General features: G+C 63.1%; 19 protein-coding genes and 1 riboswitch. Of the genes, 10 read left to right on the top strand and 9 right to left on the bottom strand.

Annotated elements, in window-relative coordinates; translation table 11 throughout:
• Nucleotides 1-4: 4 nt before the first annotated feature.
• The 8 genes from AC3CCE_RS20655 (at nt 5) to AC3CCE_RS20620 (ending at nt 7,797) form a co-directional block, all read left to right on the top strand.
• A complete protein-coding gene (locus AC3CCE_RS20655; RefSeq protein WP_352511671.1) occupies nt 5-271 on the top strand; it encodes a hypothetical protein in 267 nt (88 codons plus the stop codon).
• 44 nt (nt 272-315) lie between these two features.
• Entirely contained in the window at nt 316-1,530 is a 1,215-nt protein-coding gene (locus tag AC3CCE_RS20650) for a CpaE/TadZ family protein (RefSeq protein WP_023667601.1), read from the top strand.
• A complete protein-coding gene (locus AC3CCE_RS20645) occupies nt 1,527-2,948 on the top strand; it encodes a TadA family conjugal transfer-associated ATPase (RefSeq protein ID WP_023667600.1) in 1,422 nt (473 codons plus the stop codon). Before AC3CCE_RS20650 ends, AC3CCE_RS20645 begins: the two co-directional genes overlap by 4 nt.
• A gap of 4 nt (nt 2,949-2,952) precedes the next feature.
• Nucleotides 2,953-3,918 (top strand): type II secretion system F family protein, encoded by a 966-nt coding sequence (locus tag AC3CCE_RS20640; protein WP_023688292.1) that lies wholly within the window; start codon nt 2,953-2,955, stop codon nt 3,916-3,918.
• A 1-nt stretch (nt 3,919) separates the two neighbouring features.
• Nucleotides 3,920-4,885: a type II secretion system F family protein gene (locus AC3CCE_RS20635; RefSeq protein WP_023725707.1), complete on the top strand. Its 966-nt coding sequence runs from the start codon at nt 3,920-3,922 to the stop codon at nt 4,883-4,885.
• Nucleotides 4,816-5,868 carry a PA3715 family protein gene (locus AC3CCE_RS20630; protein WP_245261854.1) on the top strand — a complete coding sequence of 351 codons (1,053 nt, stop codon included), beginning with the start codon at nt 4,816-4,818 and terminating at the stop codon, nt 5,866-5,868. The genes AC3CCE_RS20635 and AC3CCE_RS20630 overlap by 70 nt, the downstream gene beginning before the upstream one ends.
• Before the next feature lie 157 nt (nt 5,869-6,025).
• Nucleotides 6,026-6,472: a hypothetical protein gene (locus AC3CCE_RS20625; protein ID WP_245261158.1), complete on the top strand. Its 447-nt coding sequence runs from the start codon at nt 6,026-6,028 to the stop codon at nt 6,470-6,472.
• A gap of 161 nt (nt 6,473-6,633) precedes the next feature.
• Nucleotides 6,634-7,797 carry a GGDEF domain-containing protein gene (locus tag AC3CCE_RS20620; RefSeq protein ID WP_023704532.1) on the top strand — a complete coding sequence of 388 codons (1,164 nt, stop codon included), beginning with the start codon at nt 6,634-6,636 and terminating at the stop codon, nt 7,795-7,797.
• Nucleotides 7,798-7,809: 12 nt separating this feature from the next.
• Here AC3CCE_RS20620 and gcvP read toward each other — a convergent pair whose 3' ends face one another.
• From gcvP to gcvT, 3 genes are read right to left on the bottom strand one after another with little or no spacing between them, the layout of a single operon-like run.
• Entirely contained in the window at nt 7,810-10,620 is a 2,811-nt protein-coding gene (gcvP, locus tag AC3CCE_RS20615; protein ID WP_023729867.1) for an aminomethyl-transferring glycine dehydrogenase, read from the bottom strand.
• Nucleotides 10,621-10,637: 17 nt separating this feature from the next.
• A complete protein-coding gene (gene gcvH, locus AC3CCE_RS20610; RefSeq protein ID WP_023688297.1) occupies nt 10,638-11,006 on the bottom strand; it encodes a glycine cleavage system protein GcvH in 369 nt (122 codons plus the stop codon).
• 5 nt (nt 11,007-11,011) lie between these two features.
• The gene (gcvT, locus tag AC3CCE_RS20605; protein WP_023695441.1) at nt 11,012-12,112 is read right to left on the bottom strand and encodes a glycine cleavage system aminomethyltransferase GcvT; all 1,101 of its coding nucleotides are present in this window, start codon (nt 12,110-12,112) and stop codon (nt 11,012-11,014) included.
• A gap of 149 nt (nt 12,113-12,261) precedes the next feature.
• Nucleotides 12,262-12,348, bottom strand: a riboswitch (glycine riboswitch).
• Between the two features lie 199 nt (nt 12,349-12,547).
• Between gcvT and AC3CCE_RS20600 the strand changes: the two genes are divergently transcribed.
• Nucleotides 12,548-13,549, top strand: a complete 1,002-nt coding sequence (locus tag AC3CCE_RS20600; protein ID WP_023735311.1) for a hypothetical protein — start codon at nt 12,548-12,550, stop codon at nt 13,547-13,549.
• A 151-nt stretch (nt 13,550-13,700) separates the two neighbouring features.
• Here AC3CCE_RS20600 and AC3CCE_RS20595 read toward each other — a convergent pair whose 3' ends face one another.
• The 6 genes from AC3CCE_RS20595 to AC3CCE_RS20570 all read right to left on the bottom strand — a co-directional run bounded on the left by AC3CCE_RS20595 (nt 13,701) and on the right by AC3CCE_RS20570 (nt 18,522).
• Nucleotides 13,701-14,492: a molybdopterin-binding protein gene (locus tag AC3CCE_RS20595; RefSeq protein ID WP_023822981.1), complete on the bottom strand. Its 792-nt coding sequence runs from the start codon at nt 14,490-14,492 to the stop codon at nt 13,701-13,703.
• Between the two features lies 1 nt (nt 14,493).
• A complete protein-coding gene (locus AC3CCE_RS20590; protein WP_023822980.1) occupies nt 14,494-15,369 on the bottom strand; it encodes a cytochrome b/b6 domain-containing protein in 876 nt (291 codons plus the stop codon).
• 136 nt (nt 15,370-15,505) lie between these two features.
• Nucleotides 15,506-16,198, bottom strand: coding sequence for a DUF1345 domain-containing protein (locus AC3CCE_RS20585; RefSeq protein WP_023681586.1), 693 nt, complete (start codon nt 16,196-16,198; stop codon nt 15,506-15,508).
• A 21-nt stretch (nt 16,199-16,219) separates the two neighbouring features.
• On the bottom strand, nt 16,220-16,693 hold the full coding sequence (locus AC3CCE_RS20580; RefSeq protein ID WP_352625712.1) for a YaiI/YqxD family protein: 474 nt from the start codon (nt 16,691-16,693) through the stop codon (nt 16,220-16,222).
• 64 nt (nt 16,694-16,757) lie between these two features.
• Nucleotides 16,758-17,327, bottom strand: a complete 570-nt coding sequence (gfa, locus tag AC3CCE_RS20575) for an S-(hydroxymethyl)glutathione synthase (RefSeq protein ID WP_352625714.1) — start codon at nt 17,325-17,327, stop codon at nt 16,758-16,760.
• A 67-nt stretch (nt 17,328-17,394) separates the two neighbouring features.
• Nucleotides 17,395-18,522 (bottom strand): S-(hydroxymethyl)glutathione dehydrogenase/class III alcohol dehydrogenase, encoded by a 1,128-nt coding sequence (locus tag AC3CCE_RS20570; protein ID WP_023681583.1) that lies wholly within the window; start codon nt 18,520-18,522, stop codon nt 17,395-17,397.
• Nucleotides 18,523-18,759: 237 nt separating this feature from the next.
• Between AC3CCE_RS20570 and AC3CCE_RS20565 the strand changes: the two genes are divergently transcribed.
• Nucleotides 18,760-20,772: an acetyl-CoA carboxylase biotin carboxylase subunit gene (locus AC3CCE_RS20565; protein ID WP_352625717.1), complete on the top strand. Its 2,013-nt coding sequence runs from the start codon at nt 18,760-18,762 to the stop codon at nt 20,770-20,772.
• The last annotated feature ends 135 nt before the right edge of the window (nt 20,773-20,907 follow it).

Here is a 20,907-nt window from a genome sequence, read left to right as displayed (position 1 = left end):
AGCCATGCGCGTGGAATCATGCATCGCCCTGCTGATCGCCGGCCTCGCCAGCGGCTGCACCAGCGACGACTATGTCCGCTCCGAGGGACCGACGATTGCCGCCGGCAACGCACAGGCCGCCAATACGGCCATGCAGATGGTCGATCCCTGGAAATACGGCGTCCAGAACACCAGGCTGCTGGTGCCGGCGCAGCGCAGTGAGGCGGCAGTCAACGCCGCCGACCAGGCTGCTGCTGCCAAGGCCGTGCAACCGACAGCGACAACCGATTGATTTGCCCGGTGATTTGACCGGGAATGACCTGACAGGCTGACAAAATGGCAAGCGGCATCAAGACCAAGAAGATCCTGCTGGTGTCCAGCGACCGGACCTTTGCGCAGGATACGCGCACCGCGTTCGCGGCCTCGGAGGTGATCCAGCTTTCGACCGTCGAGAAGAACATTACCGAACTGCGCGGCGAGGTCCAGGAAGCCGATTTCGGCGCGCTCATCGTCGACATGGATGCGGCAAAGCTGGAAGAGATCGAGTCGCTGCAGCGCATCATGCGCCGGCTTGAAGGCCGCGTTCCGGTGGTCGTCGTCACCCAGGAATTCAACGCAGCCGCAGTGCGGATCCTGGTGCAGCTCCAGGTCGCCGATTTCCTGGTCAAGCCGATCACCACCGCCGATCTGGTGCGGTCGGTCGTGCGCGCGCTGCAAGGGCCGGGGCGCGAGGAAAACACCGAGTCGCAGATCTATACCTTCATGCCGGCCGCCGGCGGCGTCGGCACCACGACGCTGGCGCTGCAGACCGCCTTCCAGCTGCATCATTCGGTGACGCGCGGCGCGTCGACCTGCGTGGTCGACCTCAATTTCCAGCAAGGCGCCTGCGCCGAATATCTCGACCTCGAGCCGCGCTTCGACATCACCGAAATCGAGAACCAGCCCGAGCGCCTCGACCGTCAGCTGCTGGATGTGATGCTGTCCAAGCATGCGAGCGGGCTCTGCGTGCTGGCGGCGCCAACGCATCCGTCGGAAATGCGCTCGTTCAAGACCGATGTCGTGGTGCGCATGCTCGATCTCGTCTCGGCCTATTTCGATAACGTCGTCATCGACATGCCGCGCACCTGGTTTCCGTGGACGGAGACGGTGCTGCTCGGCTCCAACAAGCTCTACATCGTCGCCGAAATGACGGTGCCATGCCTGCGCCACACGCAGCGGCTGATCCAGGCGGTCTACGAGACGGCCGGCAAGGAAGTGAAGCCGAACGTCATCGTCAATCGTTTCGAGCAGAAGATGTTCGACAACGGCATCAAGCAGGCGGATGTCCAGGAAATCCTGGGCGAGCATTTCGTCGGCGGCATCTCCAACAATTACCGGCTTGTGCGTGAAGCGGTCGACCGCGGCGTGCCGCTGCATGAGATCGACCCGAACGCCAACGTCGTCAACGATCTGAAGAGGATCATCCTGCCGGAAGAAGCCGTGGTGACGCCGGAGAAATCGCGCTCGCTGTTCGGCATCGGCAGGGGCCTCCTGAAGAGGAAAGCCGGATGACCAGCCGCTTCTCGACCCTGCAGAACCGTGACGTCCGCGCGCTGAAGCCGGCCGAGGCGGCGCCGGTCGCGCATCACGCCGTGGTCATCCCGACGAACCGCAAGGCCTTGCCGCCGAAGCCGGAGACAACACCGGGAAAAAGCGCCAACAAGGTGCTCGATGCCCGCGTGCGCATCCACCGGCTGCTGCTCGAGGAAATCAACCTGGTCGCGCTGGAGCGCCTGCCCAAGGATGAGATGCGCCGGCAGGTGCAGGAGTTCGTGTCGGAAAAGACCCGCCAGGAGCGTATGGCGATCAACACCGTCGAACTTGAAGCACTGGTCGACGACATCGTCGATGAGATGGTCGGCCTCGGGCCGCTGGAACCGCTGCTCAAGGATCCCGACATCAACGATATCCTGATCAACGGCCACCAGAACTGCTTCGTCGAAAAGCGGGGCAAGCTGCAGCAGGTCCATATCCCGTTCAAGGACGAGGCGCACCTGTTGCGCATCGTCAACAAGATCGTCGCCGCCGTCGGCCGCCGGGTCGACGAATCGCAACCGATGGTCGATGCCCGCATGCTCGACGGCTCGCGCTTCAACGCCGCCATTCGCCCGGTCGCCGTCGACGGGCCGCTGGTGTCGATCCGCAAGTTTTCAAAGAACAAGCTCGGCCTGCACAAGCTGGTCGAGTTCGGCGCCATCACCCAGAACATGGCCGAGGTGCTGGCGGCTGCAGTCCACGCCCGCAAAACGACCATCATCTCGGGCGGTACCGGCACCGGCAAGACGACGATGCTCAACGCATTGTCGGCCTTCATTCCGGAAGACGAACGGCTGATCACCATCGAGGACGCGGCCGAACTGCAGCTGCAGCAGCCGCATGTCGCGCGCATGGAAACGCGCCCCGCCAACATCGAAGGTCATGGCGAGCTGAAGCAGCGCGACCTGGTCAAGAACGCGCTGCGCATGCGCCCCGACCGCGTCATCCTCGGCGAGTGCCGCGGCGAGGAGGCCTTCGACATGCTGCAGGCGATGAACACCGGACATGAAGGCTCGATGGCGACCATCCACGCCAACACGCCGCGCGACGCCATTTCACGCCTCGAGCAGATGCTGGGCATGACCGGCATGCCGATGACGGTGCAGTCGATCCGCAGTCAGATCGCCAGCGCGCTCGACCTTATCGTCCAGCTGACGCGACTGTCGGACGGCAAGCGCAAGGTGACCAGCGTCGCCGAGGTGACCGGCATGGAAGGGGACGTCATCCAGATGCAGGAGATATTCCGCTTCGTGCGCACTGGCATGGAGGCCGACGGCAAGATCCTCGGTCACTACGAGGCGACCGGCATTCGCCCGCGTTTCCTCGAGGACCTGCGCAATATGGGCATTGAATTCCCCGGCAAATATTTCGAACCCGGCCGGCCGCAGGAGTAGCCGGGTGTTCGAGAATTTCAGCCCGATCTATGTCGTTTATGCCGCGGCAGCGCTGACCGGCATCATGATCGCCGAAGGCTGCTATCTGCTCTATGCCGGCCGCAGCGACAAGCGCCTGGCTATCAACCGGCGCATGAAGCTGCAGGAAAACAAGATCAGCCAGGAACAGGTGCTGATCCAGCTGCGCAAGGAACGCGGCCTCGATTCCGGCACGTCATTCTTCTCGCCCGACCGTTTTCGCGCGCTGCGCACGCAGTCTGGCATGGTGATGCCCTTGCCGAAATTCCTGACGATGACGACGGGCGTGGCGCTGGCGATGATGCTCGTCGCGCTCTGGTACGGCCTGCCGCTGTTGCTCGCCATTTTGCTGTTTGTGGTGCTGACAGCGCTGCTGCCGGTAATTGTGCTGCGTTCCAAGCGTGCCCGGCGGGTGAAGCGTTTCGGCGTGCAGTTGCCGGAGGCGCTGGAATTGATCACGCGCGGCTTGAAGGCCGGGCATCCGGTTCCGGTGGCGATCTCCATGGTGTCGCGCGAGATGCCCGATCCGATCGGCACCGAATTCGGCGTTATCTCCGACGAGGTGACTTATGGTTCCGACCTGGTTTCGGCGTTGAATTCACTGTTTGATCGCGTCGGCCAGGAGGATCTGCCGCTGTTCGTCACCGCGGTTTCCATCCAGACGAGTTCGGGCGGCAATCTGCGCGAGATCCTCGACGGGCTGTCGACGACGATCCGCGAACGCGGCAAGCTGCGCCGCAAGGTGCGCGCCATTTCGACCGAGGGTCGTATGTCGGCCTATATCCTGACGGCGGTGCCGGCGCTGCTGTTCGCCGCCATCATGGTGATGATGCCGCAATTTTATCAAAGCGTCTGGGATGTGCCGAAGACCTGGTATCTGCTGGGCGGTTCGGTGACATGGCTGATGCTGGGCAACATCATCATGTTCAAGATGTCGAACTTCCGGTTCTGAGATGGAGCAGGTGATCCAGTTTCTTGCCTCGCTGGCGCCGACGTCGCTGATGCCGGTAGCCGCGATGCTGCTGGCATTGGGCGGCAGCGCGGTGGCATGGCCGCTGGTGGTGGCCAAAGGCGACCGCAACGATCTCAAGCGCCGGCTCAAGATCGACGACAGCAAGACTCCCCAACAGGCCGAGGTGGCGCCGAAGAAGAACCAGAGCGTCGTGCGCGAGAAGGCGGTGAAGCGGGCGCAGGAATTCTACGCCAAGAGCGATCCGGAAAATGTCGCCCGGCTGCGTATGAAGCTGATCCAGGCGGGCTATATGGAGCCGCGCGCGGTCGGCACATTCTTCCTGATCCGCTTCGCCTGCCTGGTGGGCGCAGCGATCGGCGCGTTCCTGGTCAACCATTGGATGGGCAGCGCCGATTCCACCGCGACCAGCCGCTGGACCTTCATCATCCTGTCGGGAGCCGCCGGCTATTTCGTGCCCGGCCTGGTGCTCAGCCAAAAGGTGCGGGAAAAGATGCGCGAATACCGCAACGGCTTTCCCGACTTCATGGATTTGATGATCGTCTGCTCCGATGCCGGCATGAGCATGGAGGCCGGCATCGAGCGCGTCTCGAAGGAACTGGCCAAGACCTATCCGTCGCTGAGCCAAAACCTGCAGCTGGTGTCGCTGGAACTCAGGGCCGGCCGCAGCCTCGACGATGCATTGAAGGCGCTCGCCGACCGCCTCAGCCTGGACGAGGTGCGCTCCTTCGCCACGCTCTTGCAGCAGTCGAAGGAACTCGGCACCAGCCTCGCCGGGGCGCTGCGCGTGTTCTCCGACGAAATGCGCCACAAGCGCATGTCGTTGGCCGAGGAGAAGGCACATGCCTTGCCGGCCAAGATGTCGGTGCCGGTGGTGGTGTGCATCCTGCCGGTGGTGCTGATGATCGCCGTCATCCCGATCATCGTCAAAATGACGGCGGTTCAGTAGATACCAAGGCAGTAGATACCAAGTGGCCGCCCGGCGGCTTTCTGCGGTTACTCACTTCAACTACGCTTCGCCTGGATGTCATATCCGGCCGGTTTGGCCGCTCTCCTTCGGCAAAGTCCGCAAAAAGCAAAATGAGTGAGCCGTCCATGCGAATAGTCTTGTGCACCGCCTTCCTCGGCCTCGCCGCGGCCAGTCTGTCGCCGGCCTCGGCCGCGGCCGACGATTGCGGCGACTCTGCCGCTCTGGTGCAGCAGGCATATCCCAAGGCCCAAAAGAGTGCCGATGGCGCCTCCTTCACGCTCGAACCTCATACCAGCATCGCCCAGACGCTTTGGGATGGCGATGCGCCATTCGGCGTGGTCTGCAAGATCTGGCCCGCCCATGACGACCTGTTGTTGGTCGCCGTGCCGCTGATCGACAGCTCCCAATCCAGCGACGACGGGCATTTCGGCGATGTCGAGCTTCTGGTCGTCGACAGGAAGACCCGGCAGGTGCGCCAGCGCCTGCTCCAGCCCGGGCTGATGACCGATGATGCCGTCGGCATCCGCGAGATCGACTTCGATACCGGGCGCTACAGATTGGCGCCCGATGTCAGCGCCTTCGGCCTGCGCATCGACATGGCAAACCATTCGCAGCCGAATCCTTACAGTGAAACCGACCTGCGGCTCTATGCCCTTGACGGCGGTGCTCTGCGCCTGGTGCTCGACGGCATCATCGTGGCCGGCTTTGGCGGCGAAGGCGACACCAATTGCGCAGGATCCTTTCAATCCAACCGGGTCAGCCTGGCGATGAGCCCGGCGAGACATCACGGCTATCACGACATCACAGTGTTCGAGCGGTTGGACACCGACAATCCGTCTGTCGACAAGAATGGCGAGTGCCAGTCCCATCCCGGCAGGTCCATGAAACGAACCTACCGGCTGCGCTACGACGGCAGGCGCTATCAGTTTCCGGCGGGGCTCAAGGCGCTGGAGCCGGAATAGGCTTCGGTTGGTTAATGGCTTCTGTGCCCGAAACCAAATTTTAGGCGCGTTTCCGCACTGAAGTTTAATCGCCCTGTTGTAGTCTGCTTCCTCAGAGAACGACCCGGTAAATCGGGCGATTGGGGCCAGGGGCATGCGTCACAGAAGTTTCACGGTAATGGCCGCGCTAGCGGCCGTCTTGATGGTCGGCGGCTGCACGACCGACAACGTCGACAAAACCAAGACCACATCGATCCAACCGGTGGCAAAAGACGTCAGCACCTCCGACCTTGCGCAAGGCAAGGCGCAGTTCCGCGAGGCCAATTACGGCCTTGCCGAACAGCATTTCCGCAAGGCCGTGGAACTGAAGGCCGACAGTGCCGAGGGATGGATGGGGCTTGCCGCCTCCTATGACGAACTCGGCCGCTTCGACTTCGCCGACCGCGCCTACGACCAGCTTTTGAAGGTTGCCGGGCGCAAGCCGCAGATTGTCAACAATATGGGCTATTCGCAGCTGCTGCGCGGCAACAAGAACAAGGCGAGAGCGCTGCTCATGGAAGCAAGGGCCGGCATGGCCGACCCGAGCGTGATCAACGCCAATCTGGCGCTGCTCAACAAGGGCTGAGACTAGGGACACTCGCGTGCCGAGCTTCGCGGGACGGCAGTCGACGCTTTGTAAACCCTGTCGGCAGGTTGCTTTGAAAACCGGCCGAAAACGGTATCTCCGGCCGGTTGCATGCCTATGATGCGCCACAAATCGAAGATCCCAAAGGTTGCCGCTCATCCATGCTGGATTTCAGTTCGCTATTGCTGGCGGCTGCGCTGTCGGGCACATGCCTGAGCGTCACCATGTTTGTGATCTGGTTCACGGCGCCGCGTGCACGCTTCGTGCTGACGGTGGCGTGCGGCATTCTCGTCCTTGTCGCCCACGTCATCGTCTTCTGGCGCTACACGAGGGAGCCCAGTCCCTTGCTTTGCCAGGCGGCGCTGGCGCTGCTCAGCCTCGGTTTCCTGGCGCTTTCACTTTCGGCCATGCAATATCTTGGTGTGCGAAATTACAGCCGCGCTGTCCTGCCGGCCATGCTTGCGATGGCTGTCTGCGCCGGCGTGACCTATCTCGGTTTCGATGGTGTCGGCTTCATCCTCACCTATACGACGGTAACAGTGCTGCTCGCCTCGATCGGGGTGATGTTCTGGATCAAGGGCAGTCAGGATCGCGGCATTCTGCTGGTCGTTTCGGCGCTAAGCGGCGTCTGCGGCGTATCCTTCGGGCTCTGCGGCGCCGTGCTTCTGGTCAAGGGCCAGTGGGTGCTCGGCGTCGCACCCGACAATTGGGCCGAGCGGTTGAATTCGGTCGTGGCAGTCGCCTGCATGACGGCGCTCGGCGCGCTGACGCTGTCGCTGCATCATCTGCAGGCACAGATCGAACTGAAGGCCGAGACCTTGACCGACCCGTTGACCGGTCTCATGAACCGGCGGGCTTTGAACTCGCTTTATGGCGAGCGCGTCTTCGGCCCGTTCATGTCGGTCGCCATGTTCGACCTCGACCACTTCAAGCGGACCAACGACATCTATGGCCATCCCGTCGGCGACCGGGTGCTTTGCCGTTTCGCCGCAGTCATCAAGAAGTATGACAGGGTTGGCGTCGACGCCTTCCGGCTGGGCGGCGAGGAGTTCGCGTTGGTCATGTCTCGGATGACCGAAGACAAGGCCTACGATCTCGCCAGCAGGATCGGCGTCGCCTTCGGCACGGAAGTGGTGCCGACGCCGCGCGGGCCGTTGCGCAGCAGCGTCAGCGGCGGCATTGGCTTTGGCAAGGAAGACGGCAGCAGCCTGGATGAAGTGCTGGCCGAGGCCGACCGGGCGCTCTACGCGGCCAAGAACGACGGGCGAAATCGCGTGCTTGTCCTCAACGGCAAGGCCGACGGACCGGCCTTGCGTTCAGCCTGACAGGCCAGAGTGTTATTCGGCGGCGCCGAGATATTCCGACAACGGCGGGCAGGAGCAGACGAGGTTGCGGTCGCCGGCGACATTGTCGATGCGCGAGACCGGCGGCCAGTATTTGGCCGCCGTATCGACATCGCCAGCGGGGTAGGCCGCTTCCAGCCGCGAATAGGGGTGAGTCCACTGGCCGGCAAGGGTTTCGGCCGCCGTGTGCGGGGCATTGACCAGCGGGTTGTCCTCGAGCGGCCATTCGCCCTTCGCCACTTTCGCTGCCTCGCCGGCGATGGCAATCATCGCCTCGCAGAACCGGTCGAGTTCGCGCTTGGGCTCGGACTCTGTGGGCTCGACCATCAGCGTGCCGGCGACAGGGAACGACATGGTCGGCGCGTGAAAGCCGTAGTCGATCAGCCGCTTGGCGATATCATCGACGCTGATGCCGGCGCTCTCCTTGAGGACGCGCGTGTCGAGGATGCATTCATGCGCGATGCGATCGTGCCTGCCCTTGTAGAGAAGCGGGAAGTGCGGCGCGAGCCGCGTCGCCACATAATTGGCCGAGATGATCGCCGTCTCCGTCGCCTGCTTCAGGCCGGCGGCGCCCATCATGCGGATGTACATCCAGGTGATCGGCAGGATGGAAGCGCTGCCGAACGGGGCAGCGGACACGGCATGCGCCGAACCTTCGGTGACATGACCCGGCAGATAGGGTTTCAGATGCGCCCTGACGCCGATCGGACCGACGCCCGGACCGCCGCCGCCATGCGGGATGCAGAAGGTCTTGTGCAGGTTCATGTGGCAGACATCGGCGCCGATATCGGCGGGCCGCGCCAAAGCAACCAGGGCGTTAAGGTTGGCGCCGTCGAAATAGACCTGGCCGCCATGCTCGTGAATGAGAGCGCACAGGTGGCGCGCGCCTTCCTCGTAGACGCCGTGCGTCGAGGGATAGGTGAACATCAGGGCTGCGAGATTCTTCGAATGCTCGTTGGCCTTGGCCCGCATATCGTCCATGTCGATATTGCCGTCCTCCAGGCAACGCACGACGACGACGCTCATGCCGGCCATCGCCGCACTCGCCGGATTGGTGCCATGCGCGGACTGGGGGATCAGGCAGATGGTGCGATGGCCTTCGCCACGCGAACGGTGATAGGCGCGGATGGCGAGCAGGCCGGCATATTCGCCTTGGCTGCCGGCATTGGGCTGCAGGCTGACGGCGTCGAAGCCGGTGATCTCCGCCAGCCAGCCTTCCAGCTCGCCGACCATGGCGCGATAGCCGGCCGAATGGCTGGCCGGCGCGAAGGGATGGAGGTTGGCGACAACAGGCCAGCTGACCGGCATCATTTCGGCCGCCGCGTTGAGCTTCATGGTGCAGGAGCCCAACGGGATCATGGTGCGGTCGAGCGCCAAATCCTTGTCGGCTAGCCTGCGCAGCAGGCGCATCATGTCGGTCTCGGAGTGGTTTTCGCGGAAAACCGGCTGGGTCAGAAACTCCTTGCCGCGCGGCTTGCCGGGCATCGCGCCGGCCTCAGTAGCGCCGGACTTGGCGCCGAACAGGGCGGCGATAGCCTCGAGATCCGCCTCGGTCGAGGTTTCGTCGAAGGCGATGCTGATGCGGTCGGCATCGATGACGCGCAGCAGCCGGCCACCTTTTTCAGCGGCAGCGGCGATCGAAGCTGCCTTGCCCTTCACTTCGGCCGTCACCGTGTCGAAACGGCTTGAGCCGAGCACGGAAACACCAGCGGTTTTCAGGCCTGCTGCGAGGCCGTTGGCGAGCTCATGAATTCGGGCTGCGATCGCCTGCAAACCAGTAGGCCCGTGCCAGATCGCGTATGCGGTCGCCATGTTGGCAAGCAGCGCCTGCGCGGTGCAGATGTTGGAGGTCGCCTTGTCGCGGCGGATATGCTGTTCGCGCGTCTGCAGGGCGAGGCGATAGCCGGGACGGCCCTTGCTGTCGATCGACTGGCCGACGAGGCGGCCGGGCATCAGCCGGGTCAGCTTGTCGGAGACGGCGCAATAGGCGGCGTGCGGGCCGCCAAAGCCCATCGGCACGCCAAAGCGCTGCATCGGGCCGACGGCGATGTCGGCGCCAAGCCTGGCCGGCGCTTCGGTCAGCGTGAGCGCAAGCGGATCGGCGATGAAGACGACCACGGCGCCGGTGGCGCGAGCCTTCTCGATCGCCGCCTTGTGGTCGCCATAAACGCCAAACGTGTCCGGCCAGGAGACCAGCAGGGCGGCGGTGTTGTCGTCGATGGTCTCGCCATCGATCTCGATGCCGAGCGGCTCGGCGCGGGTGCGCACGACGTCCAGCGTCTGCGGATGCGGCGTGCCGGCCAGCGCCACCTTGGTGCGCTTGTCGCGGTGATGGCGCAGCGCGATGCCGACCGCTTCGGCCACCGCCGTCGCTTCGTCGAGCAGGGAGGCCGAAGCCACCGGCAGGCCGGTCAATTCGGTGACCAAGGTCTGGAAGTTGAACAGCATTTCCAGGCGGCCCTGGCTGATCTCGGCCTGGTAGGGCGTATAGGCGGTGTACCAGGCCGGGTTCTCGAACAGGTTGCGCTGGATGACCGGCGGCACATGGACGCCGTGATAGCCGGCGCCGATGAAGCTCTTCAGCACCCTGTTTTTTGCCATGGTCGCAGCCAATTCGGCCAGCGCTTCGGCTTCGCTCGCCGGCGCGGGAAGGGCTAGCGGCAGATCGAGGCGGATCGACTGCGGCACGGCCTGGCTGATCAGCGTCTCGACGGAGGGAACGCCGATCACGGCAAGCATGGCTCTGACGTCGTTTACATCAGGACCGATGTGGCGGGCCGAGAAGGGGGTAAGTGCTGCGCTCATGGCAATAGGTCCTGATGTCAACCGATATGGGCTTTGTAGGCGGCCTCATCCATGAGGCCTGCGAGTTGGCCTTCGTCGGCGAGCTTCATCTTCCACAGCCAGCCGTCGCCGGTCGCAGCGGAGTTGACCAGCGACGGGTCCGAGGACAGCGCGCCGTTGGCGTCGGTGATCTCGCCATCAACCGGCGCATAAACATCGGATGCCGCCTTGACGGATTCGACGACCACGGCGGTGTCGCCCTTGCTGAGTTTGGTGCCGATTTGAGGCAGTTCGACGAAGACGAGATCGCCAAGCTGTTCCTGCGCATAGTCGGTTATCCCGACGGTGGCGATGCCTCCCTCGACGCTCAGCCATTCGTGATCTTGTGTGAAATAGGTTTTTGCCATCGGAATTATCCTTTGCGGTAGCGATGAGGAGTGAAGGGCAAGGAACTGATATCGACCGGGATTTTCGTCCCGCGAACGTCGGCGAACAGTTTCGTGCCCGGCTTGGCCAAGGCCGTTGACACATAGCCCATGGCGACGGGATGGCCGGCCGACGGGCCGAAGCCGCCTGATGTCACGTAGCCGGCCGGATCGCCGTCGGCATCGAACAAAGCAGCGCCGGCGCGCACCGGCTGGCGGCCGTCCGGCTTCAGGCCGACGCGCTTTTGCGACGGCCCGCGCTCCAGGATGGACCGCAGCGCATCGGCGCCGATGAAGGACCCGCCGGCGCGGAGATCTTTGGGGATCGCCCACATCAGGCCGGCACTCGCCGGATCGATCTCCGGCGTGATGTCCTGGCCGTGCAGGCACAGGCCGGCCTCCAACCGCAGCGAGTCGCGGGCAGCAAGGCCGATCCACAACACACGCTCGTCCTCGAGCAGTTTCGCGGCCAGAGCGCGCGCATCCGCCTCCGGCAGGCCGATCTCGAAGCCGTCCTCGCCGGTGTAGCCGGAGCGGCTCATGAACCAGTTTTGCTTCGGCTCGATGCCATGCATGAACAAGAGCGAGCCGGTCTCGATGCCGGCGCGGGACAAGGCAGCCCAGGCTTCCGGCCCCTGGATCGCCAGGAAGACGCGGTCGAGCGCATCGACTTTGACGTCGAAGTCCGCGGCCAGCGCACGCAAATGCTTCTCGTCCTCGACCGCATTCCCGGCGTTGGCGACCACCATGAAGCGCTCGGCGCCGAGCCGGGTGACGATCAGATCGTCGATGATCCCGGCGGCCTCGTTGAGGAAGAAACTATATTTGGACTGTGAAATCTCAAGCGCGCCGGCATCGAGCGGACTGGCGCGGTTGAGCAGTGCCGCAGCGCCCCGTCCGCTGATCTCGAACAGCTTCATATGCGAAATGTCGAACAGGCCGGCATGTTCGCGGGTGTGAAGGTGCTCCTTCATCACGCCGGCCGGATAGGTCAGCGGCATCGACCAGCCCGCAAAGGCGCCAAAGCGTGCGCCGGCGGCGGTGTGCAGATCTTCGAGAGGAAGGTGTTTGGTGTCGTCGCCCGTCATGTCATCTCCAGAGTCGCACGCAATCGGCCGCTGCTGGCGACCAGTCCGTGCCCCTCTGTCTGAAGCCTGAGAGACTCGCGCAACCGGAACTCTGTCGGCGACGCTTACACCTTCGGCGCGGGGGCAAGCCCCGACTTTCCAGAGTGTCTTTCCCGTCTACGGTTCTTTTGCCTGAGAGATTTCGGGCGATTTCCCCTTCGGCGGCAGCTCGCGCTGCTCTCTCCCGCAAACAGGTAGGACTCAAAACTTAAGCCCTCGACGCGCCATCCATAGCTTGTCGGCGACACCTTGTCACCTGCCAGCGACACGTAAAGCGCGTCGTCTTTACAGTCTTCGCTAACCACGCCGTTTGCCGGTTTTTCAAGACAATGGCGATATTCTGGGCTGACGGTTTGGCCGGCAATTGCGTTGGGCACGGCGGATGGGGATTGACAGATGGGCGAACGGATCGGGAGCGCGCCGGTGGCGGGGCTGGCCTCGAAGGACCGCATCACGGCGGAAGATGTCGTCATGCTGCGTCGCGAAGTGTTCGCTGACGGCGTGGTGACGCGCGGCGAGGCTGAAGCACTGTTCGCGCTCGATGCGACAGCGACGGACAAATGCCCGCAATGGCCTGAATTCTTCGTCGAGGCCGTTACCGACTACATCGTCCACCAGGAAAAGCCGGCAGGCTATATCTCTGAAGACAATGCCGGTTGGCTGATCCAGACCATCTCGCGCGACGGAATGGTCGACAGTGTGACCGAACTGGAGCTCCTGGTGCATGTGCTGGAAAGGGCGAAATCATCGCCCGGCCGGCTCTCCGCCTACGCGCTCGAGCAGGTCGCCAACGCGGTGGTCGACGGCAAGGGACCACTGATGCTCGGCGGCGCGCTGGTTCCCGGGCTGGTCGCCAAGGCAGAGGTCGATCTGTTGCGCCGCATTCTCCACGCCTATGGCGGCGACGGTAACATTGCCATCACACGGGTTGAGGCCGAGGTGCTGTTCCAGATCAACGAGCAGACCGCAGCGGCCCACAACGACCCGTCCTGGAACGACCTGTTCGTCAAGGCGCTCGCCAATTTCGTCATGTGTTCGGCCGGCTACGAAGCGCCGACGCGCGATGTGGCGCTGCGTCGTGACAGTTTCTTGGACCAGGCCGAGCCCGAAATTGGTGGCTTCTTCAGCCGCATGGTGTCGGGCGGACTGGCCGGCATCATGGAAGCCTATCGTTCGCCCGGCGATATCGAGGCCGAATGGGAGTCGAAGAACCGTGCCGCCGAGGCACTCGCGCGCCGCGCCGAGACGATCGACGCCAGCGAGGCGAAATGGCTGGCCGATCGCATCGGCACCGACCGCCCGCTGCGTGACAATGAACGCGCGCTGCTGACGCTGATCAAACTCGCCTCGCCGGAGATACATCCGGCGCTCAAGCCACTGCTCGACAAGGTTGCTTAAGCCGCGCCGTTTTCTGCGACCGTTTTGCAGAGGACGATATTGGAGTGTCTTCAGGCCAATCGCCAAGTTCGGCCACGCGCTCGAAACCGGCTTCCTCAGGCAAGCTCGGTTCGGTCGGAGTCAGATCGTGCTCGGTCAGAATGCGAGGCCATCAAATCCCGCCATACCAGTCATAGCCATTGTCTTCCCAATAGCCGCCGCGGCCGCCGCCAATATTGGCAAAACTGTCGACGAGCTCGATCTTGTAGAGATACTTCGGCATCTTGTAGCCGAGCTGTCGTTCGACGCGCACGCGCAGCGGCGCGCCGTTTTCGACCGGCAGCGGCTTGCCGTTGAGGCCGTAGGCCAGGATCGTCTGCGGGTGGCGGGCATCGATCAGGTCGATGGTGCCGTAATATTTGATTTCCCCGGAGAGGCTGCGATCGATCGTATCGAGGCAGTGGAACATGACATAGCGGGCCTGCGGCTTGACCACAGCCTGGTCGAGCACCAGCGACAGCGGGGTGCCGGTCCATTTGGCGATGCAGCTCCAGCCTTCGACACAGTCGTGGCGGGTGATCTGCGTGCGGCTCGGCATGTTCTCCAACTGCTCGCGGCTGAGCGACAGCGGCTTTTCGACCAGGCCCGTTACCTCCAGCCGCCAGTCGGCGAAATTGTTGGCGAGCAGGCCCTTGTAGGTGTCATCGTCGGGCGCGGTGACGCCGTTCGGCCGCTGCGGCTGGCGGATGTCGGCCTCGGTGAATTCCGGCGCCAGAGCATCGCGGCCGGCAAGCCAGCGTTGCGCGCGGTAGGTCAGGCCATTGGCGTTTTCGAGGAAACTGCGCAGGCCATCGCCCATGCCGAGCTGGCTGTCGAAGGCATCGCAGCCCGACAACATGATGCCGGAAACGCCGAGGCCGGCACCCGTCAGGAACTTTCGGCGGCTGATCGGGAATTTGGCCATCTCACGCACTCCTCTCGCTGTCGCCATGCGTTGGCGGATCCGTGCGGTACCAGCCGGTGATGATCGAGCGCAGTTCGTTGATCGGGCCGGCAGCGAGGATCATCATCATATGGACGATGAAAAAGCCGACCAGCAGCACCATCACCGTGAAATGGATGGTGCGCGCCGTCTGCCGGCCGCCGAGCACTTCGTTTAACCAGGGCAGCACCGAGTTCATGCTCGGTGACATGGCGAGGCCGGTGATGATCATGAGTGGCAACAGCACGAACAGCACGCCGCCATAGGCTATTTTCTGCAGCGTGTTGTATTCGCGTGTGTGGTGGAACCTGAGCTTGGCGTGCTCGATGATGTCCTGCGGCAGCCGCTTGAGATCGTCAAGGCGCGGCGCCAGATCGCGGCGCAGATGGCCGTTGACCAGGCTGGCGACCAGCCAGACGACCAGGGTGGTGGTCAGTATCCAGGCGAAGAAGAAATGCACGACGCGGGCGGTGCCGAGATCGTAATAGGACGGGATCGTCGCCCAGGAGGGGAAGGCGCGCGAGGTTTGCTGACCGGCCGGGCCCGACCAGCCGAGCACGCCGGTGGTGTCGAAGCGATGGCCGAAGATTTCGGTATAGCCGCGCGGGCCGGTGGCGGTGTTTTCGGCGCCGATGGCAAAGACGGTGTTGTTGTACTCGAAGCCGGATTGCTTGCCGATGTAGAGCTGCGGCCGGGCATTGAAGATCTGCAGGCCGGACAAAAGCATGAAGAACAGCGAGATCGCCCACAGCCAGTGCGTCAGGCGGGTCCAGCGCGATTGCCGGTAGATCAGCGTCGCATCCTTCGTTGAGGCGGCATCGACGCCTGCGCCGGGCTGACTCACGGTAATGGTTTCCATCTTTTCCTCGCCTCCGGCTGCGCGATCCTGGGATGGCCGCGCTCGTCCTTGTCCTCCCAATACGTCGCTATCGAAAGCGATGTTTCATGCGGTCACGTTTTTATTACGGGCACGGGTTTATCGCGGGCACGGATACTCAATTGCCGAGGCTCACCGCGAGATTGACGACGGCGGCGACGATGACGGCGTTGAAGAAGAACGACAGGATCGAATGGACAAGCACCACGCGGCGCATATGCGAGGTCGTGATCGCGGTGTCGGCGGTCTGCGCGGTCATGCCGATCACCGTCGCGAAATAGAGAAAGTCCCAACCGTCCGGCCGTTTGCTGCCGGGAAAATCGAGGCCGCCGACCGGTATCTTCTTCTTGGTTTCGGCATCGATCGCGTCGCCGTCCATCCAGTAGACATGCGCATAGTGGAGGGCGGCCATGGCATGGATGGTGAACCAGCCAAGCGGGATCGACAGCATGGCGAAGCCGAGTTCGATGGGGTCGCGATCCTTGTGATTGATCAAAAGGAACAGCAGGACAATGGCCATGGCGACGATGCCGAGCGTGATGGCAAAGATGCCCAGCACTGGGAGGTCCAGTTCGCGCGCGTTCTTGCTGAGATAGCGGCCGGACAGCAGCGGCATCTTGGCGATGACGAGCGCGATGAAGACGACGAAGAAGGAATCGGCGGCAATCGAGATCGAATAGGCAAGCCGCGTGAAGACGGGGAGCGATCCAATCAAAGGCAATACCGCGGCAAATACGACCAGACCGACGGCTAGCGACACAAAGAACTGCTTGTGCCGCTGCAAGGGGTTATTCGGCGATGTGTCGGCCATAGCCCGACCTCGGATGATGCTTCACGTCTGGTCGGGTGTGACGGATTTCAGAGCCCGCCGCAAGATGCGGTCGAGTTCGCCGAGAAAACGCGAGCGATCCTGTGGCGCAAAGCTGGCATTGTAGCCCTTGCTCTCGCCGGTTTCGCGCAGATGCTGTTTCAAATCGCGCATAGCCACCGCTATGCCGATGGTCTCCGGCGTGAATGGGCGTCCGGTCGGCCCGAGCACATGGGCGCCGAGCGCGACTGTGCGGGCGGCAAGCGGGATGTCGGCTGTGATCACGATGTCGTTGGCCTTGGCATTGTCGACGATCCAGTCGTCGGCGGCGTCGGCGCTCTTGGACACCACGATGTTGCGGATCATCGGATCGCGCGACGGGCGCAGGCCGCCATTGGAGACGTAGGTGACGACGACACCATGGCGCTCGGCGACCTTCTCGACCTCGGCTTTCACCGGGCAGGCGTCGGCGTCGACGTATATGGCGGGTGCGGGCATTGTCTCTCCAAAACGAACATGGGGCCGGCATGTTATCCGGCCCCATGCCAGAAATCTTGGCTTGTCAGGCTGGCAGCGCGCCCGACTTCTTCGCGGTCCAGGTGGCGATATAGTCCATCAGGCCGGGGTTGAGACAGTCATAGGGTTCTAGGCCGATCGACTTCAACTGGCCGCGGATGCCGTCCATCCGCTTCGGGTCGACGCCGGATTCGATGATCGACGAGACGAAAGCGGTGAAGCCCGGCGGCGACCAGCCGTCTTCCTCGAAACGTTCGGGATGGATGAAGGACAGGCCCTTGAACGGATGGTCGCGTTCGACCGGCCCGTGCATGTGGACGCCGCAGCCGGTGCAGGCATGGCGCTGGATCAGCGCCGAGGGGTCGGCCACCTTCAGCTTGTCGCCATTCTCGGTCACGGTGACATCGCCGGTGCCGGCGACCGCCACGATCGAGAACACCGCGCCGTCTGGCTTCCAGCATTTGGTGCAGCCACAGGCATGGTTGTGGGCGATCTGGCCCTTGACCTTCACCTTCACCGGCTTGCTGGTGCAGGCACAGACCAGCGTGCCGCCGGCAAAGCTTGCGCTTTCCTTCGGCAGGCCATTGTCGATTTTCGGATGCAGTTTCTCAGGCATTATCTTCCTCCCTTGTTGAACCCATGCAACTACAGTCGCTGGCCCTTCGGTCGGCGGCTTCTTCTCCTCAATAAACGACGACGCTCCTGATCGACTTGCCCTCATGCATAAGGTCGAAGCCCTTGTTGATGTCTTCCAGCTTCAGCAAATGGGTGATCATCGGGTCGATCTGGATCTTGCCGTCCATGTACCAGTCGACGATTTTTGGCACGTCGGTGCGGCCGCGTGCGCCGCCGAAGGCGGTGCCCATCCAGGTGCGGCCGGTGACCAGCTGGAACGGCCGGGTCGAAATCTCCTGGCCGGCGCCGGCCACGCCGATGACGACCGACTTGCCCCAGCCGCGATGCGAGGCTTCCAGCGCCTGGCGCATCACCTTGGTGTTGCCGGTGCAGTCGAATGTGTAGTCGGCGCCGCCGATCTGGTCGGCGCCGCGCTTGGTCAAGTTGACGAGGTGAGGAACGATGTCGCCGTCGATCTCCTTCGGATTGACGAAATGCGTCATGCCGAAGCGCTCGCCCCATGCCTTCTTGTCGTTGTTGAGGTCGACACCGATGATCATGTCAGCGCCGGCGAGCTTCAGGCCCTGGATGACGTTGAGGCCGATGCCACCGAGACCAAAGACGACAGCAGTCGCGCCTTGCTCGACCTTCGCGGTGTTGATGACCGCGCCGATGCCGGTGGTGACGCCGCAACCAATGTAGCAGATTTTGTCGAAGGGCGCGTCCGGGTTGACCTTGGCGACGGCGATCTCGGGCAAAACGGTGAAATTGGAGAAGGTCGAGCAGCCCATATAGTGGAAGATCTTGTCCTTGCCGATCGAGAAGCGCGAGGAGCCATCGGGCATCAAGCCTTGGCCCTGCGTGGCGCGGATGGCGGTGCACAAATTGGTCTTGCGCGACAGGCAGGATGGGCACTGCCGGCATTCCGGCGTGTAGAGCGGGATGACGTGGTCGCCCTTCTTGACCGAGGTGACGCCCTTGCCGACATCGACGACAACGCCAGCGCCTTCATGGCCGAGGATTGCCGGAAACAGGCCTTCGGGATCGGCGCCCGACAGGGTGAACTCGTCGGTGTGGCAGATGCCGGTCGCCTTGATCTCGACCAGCACCTCGCCTTCGCGCGGTCCGTCGAGGTCGACCTCCATGATTTCCAACGGCTTTCCGGCGGCGACAGCGACAGCGGCGCGGGTTTTCATTAGGCAATTCCTCCCAAGGCGATTGGTCTTCAGGCTTTCAGGGTTTTTATACTGTTTCAACCCGATTTGGCGACCAAATATGGCGCAAATCTTGGCCCAGTCGTCGGCGAGCCCAACCTTCGCCCCTCGGCACGGCCCTGGCGGGCAGGGAGTGTCTTGATGGGTGCGCTGCCGGCGGTGCTTGAGCCCGGCTGCCGAAGCCCATAAGAAGGACGAAAGACCGAGGAAACGCCTTCGATGTTCACGAAAATCCTGATCGCCAATCGCGGCGAGATTGCTTGCCGCGTCATCAAGACGGCGCGCAGGATGGGGATTGCCACCGTAGCGGTCTATTCCGACGCCGATCGCGACGCCGTGCACGTCGAAATGGCCGACGAAGCCGTGCATATCGGCCCATCGCCTGCCGCGCAAAGCTATCTTCTGCCTGAAAAGATCATCGCCGCCTGCAAGGAGACGGGCGCGCAGGCCGTGCATCCCGGCTACGGATTTCTGTCGGAGCGGGCCGCCTTCTGCGAAGCGCTTGAGGCTGAGGGCATTGTCTTCATCGGTCCGAAACCCAAGGCTATCAAGGTGATGGGCGACAAGATCGAATCGAAGAAGTTCGCCAAGGCCGCTGAGGTGTCGACGGTTCCCGGCTGGCTTGGTGTCATCGAAAATGCCGACCATGCCGAAAAGATCGCCGGCGAGATCGGCTATCCCGTGATGATCAAGGCCTCGGCCGGCGGCGGCGGTAAAGGCATGCGCATTGCCTGGAGCCAGTCGGAAGTGCGCGACGGCTTCGACCGGGCGCGCTCGGAGGCGAAAAGCTCGTTCGGCGACGACCGCGTCTTCATCGAAAAGTTCGTCGTCGATCCGCGTCATATCGAAATCCAGGTGCTGGCCGACGCGCATGGCACCGCCCTCTATCTCGGCGAGCGCGAATGCTCGATCCAGCGCCGGAACCAGAAGGTTGCGGAAGAGGCGCCGTCGCCATTCCTCGATGCCAGGACGCGCAAGGTGATGGGCGAGCAGGCCGTGGCGCTGGCCAAGGCGGTCAACTACCAGAGCGCCGGCACCGTCGAGTTCATCGTCGATGCTGAAAAGAACTTCTATTTCCTTGAAATGAATACACGATTGCAGGTCGAGCATCCGGTGACGGAGCTTGTTACCGGCATCGACCTGGTCGAGCAGATGATCCGCATCGCCGCCGGCGAGAAGCTGGCGATCGAGCAGAACGACGTCACGCTGGACGGCTGGGCGGTGGAAAGCCGGCTCTATGCCGAGGATCCCTATCGCAATTTCCTGCCTTCGATCGGCCGGTTGACGCGCTATCGGCCGCCGGAGGAGGGCACGTTCGGCGACATCGTCATCCGCAACGACACCGGCGTCACCGAGGGGTCCGAGATTTCGATGTTCTATGATCCGATGGTGGCAAAGCTCTGCACCTGGGCGCCGACGCGGCTGGCGGCAATCGACGCCATGTCGGAAGCGCTGGACAGTTTCGTCGTCGACGGCATCGAGCACAACATACCGTTTCTGGCCGCGCTGATGCAGCACCCGCGCTGGCGCGAAGGGCGAATATCGACGGGCTTCATTGCCGAGGAATATCCCGACGGCTTCGCGCCGATCGTACCCAATGAGGACGAGAAGGCGGTGCTGGCGGCAATCGCCATCGCGGTCGAGCTTCTGCGCCGCGACCGGCTCGACCGGCTGGGCGGGCGGCTGGCGCCGCATTCGGGCGCACTCAAGCGCGATTGGGTGGTGAAGCTCGGCGACGACTATCTCCAGGCTTCGATCATCGAGGGCATGATCTCCATTCCGATGGAAATCGATCTGTCGGTCGATGGCGGCAAAGCGCTGACCGTGGCGTCCGACTGGCGGCCGGGCGACCTCATCTGGCGCGGCACTGTCGGTGCCCGCAAGGTCACGGCGCAGATCAGGCCGCTGCCGAACGGCCTGCGCATCGCCTGGAAGGGCATGTCGGTGACGGCGCGCGCCATGCTGCCGCGAACGGCTGAACTGGAAAGGCTGATGCCGGAAAAGGTGGCGCCGGACACGTCCAAGATGCTGCTTTGCCCGATGCCGGGCCTGGTGGTGTCGATCGCGGTTGCCGAGGGGCAGGAGGTCAAGGCCGGCGAGACGCTGGCCGTGGTCGAGGCGATGAAGATGGAAAACGTGTTGCGCGCCGACCGCGATCTTGTCGTGTCGAAGCTCAACGCCAAGCCGGGTGACAGCCTGGCTGTGGATGCGGTGATCATGGAGTTCGCCTAGAGATTGTTTGGAAATTCTACTCCGGCGGCCATCTGAAGGCGGTTTCTGCGCTTCCCGTGCTCACGGACCAATGGCCGCTGCGCTCCGGTTCTCGAAACCACCATCATATGACTCGCCAGAGCGAATTTCGAACAA

This window comes from Mesorhizobium sp. P160187 (genome assembly GCF_057766425.1).
Note: the sequence above shows the minus strand (reverse complement) of the source record. Positions and strands in the feature narration are given on the sequence as shown.

Bases quoted from the DNA above. Each gene is read 5' to 3' on its own strand.
- AC3CCE_RS20595 (WP_023822981.1), bottom strand. From the start codon at position 14,492: ATGGCCAAATTCCCGATCAGCCGCCGAAAGTTCCTGACGGGTGCCGGC.
- AC3CCE_RS20635 (WP_023725707.1), top strand. From the start codon at position 3,920: ATGGAGCAGGTGATCCAGTTTCTTGCCTCGCTGGCGCCGACGTCGCTG.
- AC3CCE_RS20570 (WP_023681583.1), bottom strand. From the start codon at position 18,522: ATGAAAACCCGCGCCGCTGTCGCTGTCGCCGCCGGAAAGCCGTTGGAA.
- AC3CCE_RS20580 (WP_352625712.1), bottom strand. From the start codon at position 16,693: ATGCCCGCACCCGCCATATACGTCGACGCCGACGCCTGCCCGGTGAAA.
- AC3CCE_RS20620 (WP_023704532.1), top strand. From the start codon at position 6,634: ATGCTGGATTTCAGTTCGCTATTGCTGGCGGCTGCGCTGTCGGGCACA.
- AC3CCE_RS20585 (WP_023681586.1), bottom strand. From the start codon at position 16,198: ATGGCCGACACATCGCCGAATAACCCCTTGCAGCGGCACAAGCAGTTC.
- gcvP (WP_023729867.1), bottom strand. From the start codon at position 10,620: ATGAGCGCAGCACTTACCCCCTTCTCGGCCCGCCACATCGGTCCTGAT.
- gcvH (WP_023688297.1), bottom strand. From the start codon at position 11,006: ATGGCAAAAACCTATTTCACACAAGATCACGAATGGCTGAGCGTCGAG.
- gfa (WP_352625714.1), bottom strand. From the start codon at position 17,327: ATGCCTGAGAAACTGCATCCGAAAATCGACAATGGCCTGCCGAAGGAA.
- AC3CCE_RS20565 (WP_352625717.1), top strand. From the start codon at position 18,760: ATGTTCACGAAAATCCTGATCGCCAATCGCGGCGAGATTGCTTGCCGC.
- AC3CCE_RS20645 (WP_023667600.1), top strand. From the start codon at position 1,527: ATGACCAGCCGCTTCTCGACCCTGCAGAACCGTGACGTCCGCGCGCTG.
- gcvT (WP_023695441.1), bottom strand. From the start codon at position 12,112: ATGACGGGCGACGACACCAAACACCTTCCTCTCGAAGATCTGCACACC.
- AC3CCE_RS20625 (WP_245261158.1), top strand. From the start codon at position 6,026: ATGGCCGCGCTAGCGGCCGTCTTGATGGTCGGCGGCTGCACGACCGAC.
- AC3CCE_RS20655 (WP_352511671.1), top strand. From the start codon at position 5: ATGCGCGTGGAATCATGCATCGCCCTGCTGATCGCCGGCCTCGCCAGC.
- AC3CCE_RS20600 (WP_023735311.1), top strand. From the start codon at position 12,548: ATGGGCGAACGGATCGGGAGCGCGCCGGTGGCGGGGCTGGCCTCGAAG.
- AC3CCE_RS20650 (WP_023667601.1), top strand. From the start codon at position 316: ATGGCAAGCGGCATCAAGACCAAGAAGATCCTGCTGGTGTCCAGCGAC.
- AC3CCE_RS20590 (WP_023822980.1), bottom strand. From the start codon at position 15,369: ATGGAAACCATTACCGTGAGTCAGCCCGGCGCAGGCGTCGATGCCGCC.